Source organism: Vibrio sp. 10N.261.52.A1 (genome assembly GCF_002876325.1).
GTDB lineage: Bacteria > Pseudomonadota > Gammaproteobacteria > Enterobacterales > Vibrionaceae > Vibrio > Vibrio chagasii.
On the sequence record NZ_MCYD01000594.1, the window covers coordinates 1 to 9092 of the forward strand.

A 9092-nucleotide genomic window follows, 5' to 3' on the forward strand; every position below is an offset into this window, starting at 1 on the left:
GTTAAATGTCACATTTTGAGCTGTTTTAATCTTGTTAAGGGTGTAAAACTGACTCAGGCTTGTTTACTATAGTGAACAAGGTTTACTCATGTTGATTGAAGTTTACTGAAGTGAATTCTTAGAAAGTGAGTCGTATAGCTTTTATACAGAAGCCTCTTTTTATATCGCTAGTAATAAAAGCCTATATAGAAGACATCACTTTTTACTATCTACTGTTTCTAACGTTAACCCATATCGTTAGAAACGACTCTAAATAGAGATATAAGCGGCAGATTCGATTTGGAAAGCCTGCAACGCTTCATGGAGAATAAAATGACTCAAGAACACGCTAATCAAGACCTACTAAAAACACCTCTGCATGCGCTTCACGTTGAAGTCGGTGCAAAAATGGTTCCTTTTGCTGGCTACGACATGCCAGTTCAGTATCCACTAGGTGTAAAGAAAGAGCACTTACACACTCGTGACGCTGCTGGTCTTTTTGATGTTTCTCACATGGGGCAACTGCGTCTACACGGTGAAAATGCAGCCGCTGTTTTAGAATCTCTGGTTCCAGTAGATATTATCGACCTGCCTTCTGGTAAGCAGCGCTACGCGTTCTTTACTAATGAACAGGGCGGCATCATGGATGATCTTATGGTTGCTAACCTTGGCGATCACCTATTTGTTGTTGTGAACGCGGCGTGTAAAACACAAGATATCGACCACCTAACGGCTCACCTTCCTGCAGATGTAGAAATGGAAGTGATTGATGACCGCGCTCTATTAGCACTTCAAGGCCCGAAAGCGTCTGAAGTTCTTGCTCGTTTCCAACCAAGCGTTGCAGACATGTTGTTCATGGATGTTCAAAAAGTCGATATCGACGGCGTAGAGTGCATCGTGAGCCGCAGTGGTTATACCGGTGAAGATGGCTACGAAATCTCAGTACCGAACGATCACGCTGAAGCACTTGCTCGTAAACTAACATCAGAAGCAGAAGTAGAGTGGATTGGCCTTGGTGCTCGTGACTCACTTCGTCTTGAGTGTGGCCTATGCCTATACGGTCACGACTTAGATACAACAACGACTCCAGTAGAAGCTAGCCTTCTGTGGGGTATTCAAAAAGTGCGTCGTACTGACGGTGAGCGTGCTGGCGGTTTCCCAGGTGCTGATATCATCCTTGAACAAATCGCAACTAAAGACGTTCAACGCAAGCGTGTTGGTCTAGTGGGTCAAACTAAAGCGCCTGTACGTGAAGGTGCTGAACTGTTCGATGCGGAAGGAAACAAAGTAGGTGTGGTAACGAGTGGCACTGCTGGTCCTAACGCGGGTAAACCTGTTTCAATGGCATACGTGCGTACTGATCTAGCGGCTATCGGTACAGAAGTATTTGCTGAAGTTCGTGGTAAGAAGTTACCAATGACAGTAGAAAAAATGCCTTTCGTACCTCAACGTTACTACCGTGGCTAATCTCTTTTAAGAGAAAACACAAAGTATAACGAAAGCCTATTGTTAGCTTCTCTTTTTAGGGATGTTTAACGGTAGGTTTTTTTTTTTTTTTTTTTTTTTTGAAACGTATACAAGGCAGAATAGAACAATTGAAGTCAGGTCGTTAAATTCGTCTATAAATTGAGAGATGTGGCAATATGGTTACAAATACTTACTATAATGATGGTCAGTACGTGTTATGGTGTATATTCATCAATTTTGTAAATAAGTAGTAGGGGTTACAAGGAGTTATCTATGAATGTGAATCATACAATGAGTCCAGTTCGTAAAGCCGTTTTAGGGCTTTTAGCGCCAATGATTTACACATCAAGTGTTATGGCGACAGAGAACTCGGTCGAAGTTTCTCCTGACGCGACTGTGACAGCTTATATTGTTAATGGCAGCGATGCATCAGTTAGCGATTTCCCTTCAATGGCCAGCTTGTTCATCGATCGTATTGATTACGATGGTGTGTACTCGACAGGTGCTTATTGTGGCGCAACCATTTTAAATCCGACTCATATTCTGACTGCTGCGCACTGTATTTATGGAAATGAAGAAGGGCAGTTGTTTACTACGGTTGTTCCTCAGCTTGAAGATACGTCTCAATTCCCTAATGGTAATATTCAAAAAGCACGTGTAACCGAAGTTTACTATCGCAGCGACTATTCAAATGCGTTGAGTGATTTGTTGCGTAACGATGTTGCCGTTCTAAAGCTAGAAAGTGCACTTAATATCGATTCAGTTAATGACGTGGTTAAGCGACCGTCAAATGACTCTTACCGTAGTGTGGCTAATGACTTCGTCGCCGTAGGGCATGGTGATACTCGTTCTGGTTTTGATGCTACGACGATTTTACAAAGAGCACCGCTTAACTATGTAGATAATACCACGTGCGCGTCGGCTTTTTCCGATGGCTCTGCTTTAACGGATAATCAGATTTGTTTTAGAGGCGATTACAGTGGGTCCTCTGGTTTATTTGGTGGTACGTGCCAAGGTGACTCTGGCGGTCCAGTTTATTGGTTAGACGGCGCGGATTACCGACAAGTTGGTATTACAAGCTTTGGTCCAGAAACGTGTGGGGGAAGCTCTACTGTGACTTCGGTATTTACAGAGATCTATGACTACAAAGATTGGATTGATAGTGTAGTTGCTGGCAATGAAACACCTAAGTTTGTCTCTACAGATGATAAGCGTACTGCTTATGTGAATGCGCGTACTTCATCGGGCTCTAGCAGTGGTGGTAGCGTTTCGTTTGGTTTATTAGGCATGCTAATGTTGATCGCTGGAGTGAGAAAAGCGGTTAAACGCTAGAAGGTGATGGTTTTGAATAAGTCGACGTTTCATCGAATGATGGCGTCGACTTTTTTGTTTCTAGGTTTCTTGGCTTATTGTGATGGCTTTGATCTAGTAAGTTTTACCAATGCTTAACTAACCTAAGTTACGAATAAACGATAGGGTAATAACTCAAACCGAATTGGTTTTCCTACTGTATCTTTCGATTATCTCATCCATTTCTTTAATAGCATCATTGATGCTTCTTATTCCGTCTTGCGCGACACTTTTCTCGTTAGTATTTAAAGCGGAAAAAGCACGTTTAAGCTCTTTGTCTTCTAGCATATCGCCGTGGAGTAAGACCTCTTTGTAAGTAAGAAGCCTGTGCTGAACTGCAATAATATCAGCACGGGTAGTGTTTGAATTCAAAGCCTGCTTAATGCAAGGAAACGCTAATTTGTAATAATTCGCAATTTCCAACTCGACGTCTTTCTTGTTCGCAATATGCAATTTTTATTATTTCCTAAGACTTGGCTGACCAAGTTTACTAGCCTGAATAGATGTTATAGACGTATGTGTAAATGTTTATGATACGTAAGGTTTTTTAAGGATCGAATAATATGCCTTTAATAGCTTATGTAAACATGAGTGAGTCAATATGGTCTGCTTCTTGCTCAATATAGGTCATAACTGTCTAGTGGGAGTGAGCTTATGTCACAAGAGCCGATAGTCATGGCGCTCATCGAGCGTAGGAAGCGAGCTAATTTGTCACAAGAGAAACTGGCTGCTAGCGCAGGAATGAGCTTAAAAACTTATCAGCGCATCGAGCGCGGTGAAGCAGATATTAAGATGTCACAATATCGCTCGATAATTCGGACATTGAAAGCGACAGATCTGGATGTGGTGTTAGATGTTGTTGGTGCTTCTCATGCAACGGCCGAAGACGTCGCTGCGGTCAGTCGTTTACTCACTAGTGAAGAGCGGCTGCTGTTAATTAAGCTGATTTTATCGATCAAAAAACCGAAATAGAGAGGGGACAGTGGGCGTAAACCGAGTAGAGCTGTTATTTCATTGGTGATGGGTGCACCAAGGGGAAATGAAGTAGCTAGCTCACTCTTCCTCTAAGTTGTTTGGTATTGCTTCTTTGTTTTTTGTGCTCTAGACGCTTTCTCTGCGAGCTACGTGTAGGCTTAGTGGCTCTTCTTACTTTCTGAACTTTTGTCGCTTCTAAAATCAGTTCTTTCAGGCGTATTAACGCGTCCTCTCGGTTTTGTTCCTGCGTTCTATATTGTTGAGCTTTAATGATGATCACACCGTCTTTAGTAATTCGGCTATCTTTGAAAGCTAACAACTTTTCTTTGTAGAAATCGGGTAGAGTAGAGTGCTTGATATCGAAGCGAAGGTGTATTGCACTCGATACTTTATTGACGTTTTGGCCTCCAGCACCTTGAGCTCTGATCGCAGTTAACTGGATCTCCCAGTCTTGAATGGATACAGAGTTAGATATTTGTAACATAAACTTCCATTTTGAACGGTAATATAGCGTCATGATACTGAATATTGGTTATGGTATCAGTAACTTTCTTAAAGAGTGGTAGCAGCAATGAAAATAGATTTAACGGCATATGAGGGATTAATCTTTGATATGGATGGTACGTTGATCGACACAATGCCGGCTCATGTCCAGGCATGGCAGCAGACAGCTGAAGAGTTCGGCTTTCATTTTGAAGTATCTTGGTTACATAGTTTGGGCGGTATGCCGAGCTACAAAATAGCAGGCGAAGTAAACAGTAAATACGGTTTGTCTCTCGACCCGCAGGCTGTGTCAACGTTCAAAATGGCTTTATTTGCGGCGATTGAAGAAAAGGGAGATGTCATCCCATGTACGCACTCTTTGTTGCTTGAACACCTAGGTAGCAAAAAGATTGCAGTTGGTACCGGAAGCCAGCGCAAGAGTGCGGAGCAGCTTCTGGAAAAGACGAACATTCTTAGCAAACTCGATATTCTTGTTACCGCTACAGACGTCAAAAATCATAAGCCGAACCCGGATACGTTTTTGGATGCTTGCCTTGGTATGGGATTAGAGCCAAAGCAATGTGTGGTATTTGAAGATACGCACCTTGGTAAACAAGCTGCGCACGCTGCTCAGATGGATTGCATTCTCGTGGTTGAAGGGAATAAGTTAGAGTTTCACCCTGCGCCAAACTGATAGCTATTGAACCAAGAAGGTTGCCTAGCTGACTCTTTGGAGCTAGGCGATTTCACTCATCTCTGTGTCTAGGAACAAACATACGCTATCACGGCCCGCGGCTTTCGCTTCATATAGCGCTAGGTCGGCACATTTGTAGTTTAGGGCTGGGTCGCCAGTTAGGTTCGTGATACCAGCACTAACGGTAACAACACTGTCTAGCTCAAGGCTAACTGCAATTCGCAGTCTATTAAGCACGTAGTCAGCTTCTTCTGTCGTGGTGTGAGGCAGAATAACACCAAACTCTTCACCGCCGATACGAGCAACGAAGTCAGTTTCACGACACTCACGTTGCAATACTTGAGCAACGGTCTGAATCACTCGATCACCATAGTCATGACCAAACCTATCGTTTATGCGTTTGAAGTGATCGATATCCAAAATAGCTAAGCAAGAGTGCTCGCGGGTAGGGTAGCGATTAATACGAGAACATTCGTCACGCAGCTCAAGATCAAACTTACGTCGATTCCAGCATCCCGCTAAGGCATCTTTTTCACTCAAGTTTCTAAGTTTGTTCTCAAGCTCTTTGTGTTTACTGATATCAACAAATGACGCGACATAAAATTGGATTACACCTTTGACATCTTTAATGGTTTGGATACGAAGAATTTCGGTAATTAATGATCCGTCTTTACGACGGTTTACTACTTCGCCTTCCCATACACCTTGTTTTTTAATCACACTCCACATTTTGATGTAGAACTCTTGATTGTACCGACCTGACGCAAACATAGAAGGTTGTCGACCTTTTACATCCTCGAGCTCGTAGCCGCTTACCCGTGTAAATTCTTGGTTTACCTTGATAATGCGGTTATTACGGTCGGTGATTACTAAGGCAGACATACCGTTCATCGCGGCTTTTGCTAACTGGCTATCAATACTGTTTTTCTTATGGTTTCTGTTCCAAAGCACAAACCCTGCCGAGATCATTGAGATTAAAATCGTTAAGGTAACGATCTGTACAACAATGGCGTGGTTCTCGCGTTGATATTGGCTATTAAACTGTTGATTTTCAATATGAAGAACCATGTAGATAGGGCCTTCAAACTGTTTTATCTTCGGGCTGATATCGGCGTGAAAATACCAGTTTTTACCATCAAAATAGCTAGAAGAGGTGTTGTCTTGTATCGCTGCCCAAAGTTTTGGGTACTGTTTGGCGTAGGTTTGTTCTGAACGCGCTTCAATTACATGGCCGAACGACTCGGAAGGGTCTGGTCCCATAATGATATGACCAGTCTTATTGAGAATGATTGGGACAGCAGAGGAGTCGCCGATTTGGTAATGAAGGCGTTTATAAATCTCTAGCATGTTTAAGTTGGCAATGAAGTAACCAATAATGCGATTGTTGTCAGCGACAGGTGACATAATGCGCAGTGCCGGAATCAACGGGCGAACTATCTGACCGTTTTCGACTTCAAGATCGATGCCTTTAGTACTGACCTCGCCGATCTTAAGTTCTTGAAGTGCGGAGAAGTAACTACGTGATGATTTATCTTGGAGTTCGTGTTCCGGAACAACTGAAGCATGGCCATCTTTGTAATTAATGCGGAACACTTCATTACCGGTTAAATCAAGATAGCGTAATTGAGAATAGTACTTTTGGCCACGTGCAAGCATTACCCACAGGTCTTGTAAAGCTTCCGTGTGAATGACAGACGGCTCTTTAATTGCTCGAAGTAACGTTTTGGAATCTGCTATAGAGGGAACGGAGTTAGAGATTTGTTCAACAATGACAGCGAGCTCGTGAAAGCTGTATTCGATTTGATTTTGGCTAGACTGCTTGATGTTTAACGAGTGCTGGGCTTCTACTCTGTCAAATTCAGAGTTGATATAGAGGGCAGGGACTAATCCTAGGGCAAATACGGTACACAGAAATTGGCCGACTAGTTTTTTTATACTTGTATTCATCACTGTCCTCAAAGAATCAGCGCAATACTATATATTTTATAGGGTTTTTAATGTGATCTTGACCCAGAACTTAAGATAAGTTTTGCATATTATCGTGGTTTTACTGCAACTTTGTGCAATTAAGCTTGATTATCGAGCAACCCATCAACAACAAAACGGTTGCTCGATATAGACTTTCGTTCCGAAAAAAAGAAGCGTTTAAATCTCGATTTTCCGTTATTTATCTGGATAAAGGTGTCTAACTAAGGCCAACAATATTTCCATTGCTATCAATGTCTAACGACATGAATGCTGGTTTATCTGGTAATCCAGGCATCGTCATTACATTGCCACATAGAGCGTAAATAAATCCGGCACCCGCACACAGTTTTAGCTCCCTGACAGGAACGTCAAATTGGCTTGGTGCACCTTTGACTTGTGCTTCTGTTGAAATAGAAAGTGGTGTTTTTGCTAAGCATACAGATAACTCGTTAAAGCCGTGCTGTTTAAACTCCGCCAGTTGCTGTTTCGCTTGAGGGGATAGGGTAATGCTCGCCGCACCATAACCGATTTCCGCAACCGCCATCAGTTTCTCTTCTAAGCTTTGCTCTGATCGATACAGTGGTTTAAATTCACTATCACTCTGGCATGCTTTGACCACGGCATGAGCGAGTGGAGTGACACCGTCACCGCCTTTGCCAAACGCTTCACTGACTTCTACTGTTACCTTGCTATCAAATTCTGTGATCATCTGTTTCAACGTAGCGAGTTCTTGCTCTGAATCCTGTGGGAATCGGTTAATGGCAACAACAGTAGGCACGCCGTATTGCTTAACGTTGTTGATGTGCCATTTTAGGTTTTCGAAACCAGCAATTAGTGCATCTTGGTCATCACTGAAGATTGAATCTGTTAGTGGATTACCAGGTCTCAAGTCATATAAACCCGAGTTCGCCTTTAACCCACGCAATGTCGCAACAACTACCGCACAGTCGGGCTTCTTATTGGAAGCTTTCGCTTTGATATTGCATGCTTTTTCGAAGCCCATATCAGAACCAAAACCGCCTTCAGTCACCACAAAGTCACTCAGTTTTAGCGCAATCTTATCGGCAATAATTGATGAGTTGCCATGAGCGATGTTTGCGAATGGACCGGCGTGGATTAGGGTTGGAACGCCTTCAAGCGTTTGCATCAATGTCGGCTCAATGGAGTCTTTCATCGTCACTGTCATTGCACCAGCGACACCAAAGTCGTCTGCGGTTAAAGGTAGACCTTGATTATTGTAGGCAAGAACAACCCGACCAATACGTTGACGTAAGTCTTGAAGGTCATCGGCCAGTGCTAAAATAGCCATAAGCTCTGAGGCCGCTGAGATATCAAATCCGTCTTCGCGTTCATAACCGTTGATCGTTTTATCAGATTCGTTTTTACCCACCGTGATCATACGTAATGCGCGATCATTATGATCGAGTACACGTCTCCAAACAATTCTGCTGGAATCGATATCCAAGGCTTTCAAGCCAGAGCGCGCCTCAAAAGCTTCTAAGCCTTCACGTTGTTCGTGATAGAAACGTGCATCGATCGCTGCAGAGGCAAGGTTATGAGCGGCTGTTACGGCGTGAATGTCGCCAGTCAGGTGAAGGTTTAATTCGTCCATAGGCGCAACTTGAGAGTAACCACCGCCAGCAGCACCACCTTTAACACCGAATACTGGGCCCATTGAAGGCTGGCGAATACACGCCATTGCTGATTGGTTAATCTTGGCAAGCCCTTGCGCTAACCCGATGGTCGTTACTGTCTTACCTTCACCGAGTGGTGTGGGCGTAATCGCAGTCACAACAACCAGTTTTCCGTCAGGTTTCTCTGATAAGCGTTCAAGTGATTTGAGAGACACCTTCGATTTATATTGCCCTAATGGCTGGTGTTCATTGTTTTGTAGGCCAGCGTGCTTGGCAACCTCACTGATGTTTTTAAGGGGAGTAGAGCGACAAATATCGATATCAGACTGCATATTTGATCCTTATATCAGAACCGAAAGGTGGTACGTAAACGTTTGCGTGGCGATGGTACTGTATAAATTTGCTAAGTAAAGGCAAACCACAGGAATTATGTGCTGGAAGATAACAGATTTGAAGAGTCATTGCGCGAGATCAAATCTTCAATGAGCAAAATATTCGATTTGATTTTGCATTAAGTCCACACATTTACGCTGAATACAAAA

Annotated in this window: 8 protein-coding genes; 4 read left to right on the forward strand and 4 right to left on the reverse strand. The window is 43.1% G+C overall.

All coding sequences use genetic code 11. The features are described from left to right. Window positions 1-312 precede the first annotated feature (312 nt). Window positions 313-1446 (forward strand): glycine cleavage system aminomethyltransferase GcvT, encoded by a 1134-nt coding sequence (gene gcvT, locus BCT81_RS10250; RefSeq protein ID WP_102331907.1) that lies wholly within the window; start codon window positions 313-315, stop codon window positions 1444-1446. Between the two features lie 273 nt (window positions 1447-1719). After that, window positions 1720-2778: a trypsin-like serine protease gene (locus BCT81_RS10255; protein WP_102424080.1), complete on the forward strand. Its 1059-nt coding sequence runs from the start codon at window positions 1720-1722 to the stop codon at window positions 2776-2778. A 153-nt stretch (window positions 2779-2931) separates the two neighbouring features. Here BCT81_RS10255 and BCT81_RS10260 read toward each other — a convergent pair whose 3' ends face one another. Next, window positions 2932-3249 carry a hypothetical protein gene (locus tag BCT81_RS10260; protein ID WP_102424082.1) on the reverse strand — a complete coding sequence of 106 codons (318 nt, stop codon included), beginning with the start codon at window positions 3247-3249 and terminating at the stop codon, window positions 2932-2934. Between the two features lie 201 nt (window positions 3250-3450). Between BCT81_RS10260 and BCT81_RS10265 the strand changes: the two genes are divergently transcribed. Beyond that, window positions 3451-3768 carry a helix-turn-helix transcriptional regulator gene (locus BCT81_RS10265; RefSeq protein WP_102424084.1) on the forward strand — a complete coding sequence of 106 codons (318 nt, stop codon included), beginning with the start codon at window positions 3451-3453 and terminating at the stop codon, window positions 3766-3768. A gap of 76 nt (window positions 3769-3844) precedes the next feature. On the opposite strand, the gene arfB is transcribed toward BCT81_RS10265, so the two are convergent. Further along, window positions 3845-4255, reverse strand: coding sequence for an alternative ribosome rescue aminoacyl-tRNA hydrolase ArfB (gene arfB / locus BCT81_RS10270; protein ID WP_102424086.1), 411 nt, complete (start codon window positions 4253-4255; stop codon window positions 3845-3847). An 87-nt stretch (window positions 4256-4342) separates the two neighbouring features. On the opposite strand from arfB, the gene BCT81_RS10275 reads away from it, so the two are divergent. Then, complete coding sequence (locus BCT81_RS10275) at window positions 4343-4948, forward strand: beta-phosphoglucomutase family hydrolase (RefSeq protein ID WP_102424088.1); 606 nt, start codon at window positions 4343-4345, stop codon at window positions 4946-4948. 42 nt (window positions 4949-4990) lie between these two features. Here the strand turns inward: BCT81_RS10275 and BCT81_RS10280 are convergent, their stop codons facing one another. Then, the gene (locus BCT81_RS10280) at window positions 4991-6895 is read right to left on the reverse strand and encodes a diguanylate cyclase (RefSeq protein ID WP_102424089.1); all 1905 of its coding nucleotides are present in this window, start codon (window positions 6893-6895) and stop codon (window positions 4991-4993) included. 238 nt (window positions 6896-7133) lie between these two features. Beyond that, a complete protein-coding gene (locus tag BCT81_RS10285) occupies window positions 7134-8882 on the reverse strand; it encodes a formate--tetrahydrofolate ligase (protein WP_102424090.1) in 1749 nt (582 codons plus the stop codon). Between the last annotated feature and the right edge of the window lie 210 nt (window positions 8883-9092).

Coding starts and splice junctions, on each gene's coding strand:
- gcvT (WP_102331907.1), top strand. CDS start 313: ATGACTCAAGAACACGCTAATCAAGACCTACTAAAAACACCTCTGCAT.
- BCT81_RS10255 (WP_102424080.1), top strand. CDS start 1,720: ATGAATGTGAATCATACAATGAGTCCAGTTCGTAAAGCCGTTTTAGGG.
- BCT81_RS10265 (WP_102424084.1), top strand. CDS start 3,451: ATGTCACAAGAGCCGATAGTCATGGCGCTCATCGAGCGTAGGAAGCGA.
- arfB (WP_102424086.1), bottom strand. CDS start 4,255: ATGTTACAAATATCTAACTCTGTATCCATTCAAGACTGGGAGATCCAG.
- BCT81_RS10275 (WP_102424088.1), top strand. CDS start 4,343: ATGAAAATAGATTTAACGGCATATGAGGGATTAATCTTTGATATGGAT.
- BCT81_RS10280 (WP_102424089.1), bottom strand. CDS start 6,895: ATGAATACAAGTATAAAAAAACTAGTCGGCCAATTTCTGTGTACCGTA.
- BCT81_RS10285 (WP_102424090.1), bottom strand. CDS start 8,882: ATGCAGTCTGATATCGATATTTGTCGCTCTACTCCCCTTAAAAACATC.